Raw genomic sequence first — 1,403 nt, forward strand, 5'->3', positions numbered from 1 at the left:
GAAACCATTCCGCTCTATGTGCGCGGCGCAGGGCCCCTGCAATTGACCCTCTACACGGTGAGCGGCCCGCTGCTCACGCGCGTGGCGACGTACACCGCCAACCTGACCAGCGCCGAAGCAGGCACGAACGTCAATCTAACGCCCGCACGCTTCGGTGTGTCTTCGATCCCGATCGCGGCCGGCCAGGTGGCGCAGGTCTATGGTCCCAACGTCCTGGCCGTAACCGCTACGGTTGCCGATGGCACGGGCTGGTCGACCACCGGCGGAGCAGGCGCGGCGACGATCACGAACCCGGTGTGGAGCACAAGCGCGCGCGTCGAGCTGGGGCTCAATATCAAGTACACGACACAGCCAGTAACGGCGGCTGCGTTCAATGCTCTACAGACCAGCGTGGCGGCGCTGTCGAGTTTGCAGGCTACCGCTGCGGACAATGCGGCAGCGGTTGGTCTGCTGCGGCAGGTCGCCTATCAGACGATCGGGCGCACCGTGCCACCTATCGATGGCACTGCGGTTTCCCAGCCTGGCGTGCTGCTGCGCGACCAGGTGCCAGTTGATTGCGAACTCGACAGCCTGCCGGTGTTCGTCAAGGCAGCGACTACTTTCAGCCTCTATCGTTATGCGCTCCTGGCCGGGGTCTATACGCGGGTCAACACTGGCTATGTTGCGACTTTCACTAGTGCCGAAGTCGGCACTGTCGTTACGCTCAACGCCGCGCGGTTCGGGGTTACATCACTGCCATTCAAGGCGGGCGAGTTTATCCAGTTGTCAGGGTCCGGCGCATGGCCGGTAACTGCCGTTGCGGCCGATGGCGCGGGATGGTCAACCAGCGCGGGACTCGGCGCCACGACCATCACCAATCCGGTCTGGTCGACCGGTGCACGGCTCGAACTGGGCATTACCTTCAAATACACGACGCAGCCGGTAACGGCGGTGGCGTTCACTGCCCTGCAGGCAACCGCTTCGGCCAACGCGCTGGCGGTCGCATCGCTGCAGGCGGCGGTGAACAGCAACGGGGCGGCGATTGCCAAGCTGCAGAAAGCAATGGTCCAGCGCATCGGCCGCACCGGCACGCCCACGGCGGGCACTGGCGTGGCCAATGCCGCAGGCGTTCTTCTGCGCGATGCGACCGGGCAGGATTGCGCGTTTGGCAAGCTGCTGATCAAGCCGGCGGGCAGCGGCGCGTTCAAGATGACGCGCTATCTGCCCAACGGCACGACGTTAAACCGGGTGGCGACTTACACCGCCACGATCGATGCGGCCGAAGTCGGCACCGATGTGGTGCTCACGCCCGCACGCTTTGGCCAGACGGCGATCAATCTGGTGGCCGGAGAGATTCTGCAGATCCCTGGCACCGGGTTTCTGCCGCTGACCGCCGGGGTGGCGGCTGACGGCACGGGCTGGTC

Annotated in this window: 1 protein-coding gene; it reads left to right on the top strand. The window is 65.1% G+C overall.

The window, feature by feature from the left end; translation table 11 throughout:
- Positions 1-1,403, top strand: a 1,403-nt coding sequence (locus C8K14_RS22810; RefSeq protein ID WP_199226590.1) for a hypothetical protein, incomplete at both ends; no start/stop codon positions are given.

Origin of the sequence: Novosphingobium sp. GV079 (assembly GCF_003058045.1) — a bacterium.
In the GTDB taxonomy this organism is placed as follows: domain Bacteria; phylum Pseudomonadota; class Alphaproteobacteria; order Sphingomonadales; family Sphingomonadaceae; genus Novosphingobium; species Novosphingobium capsulatum.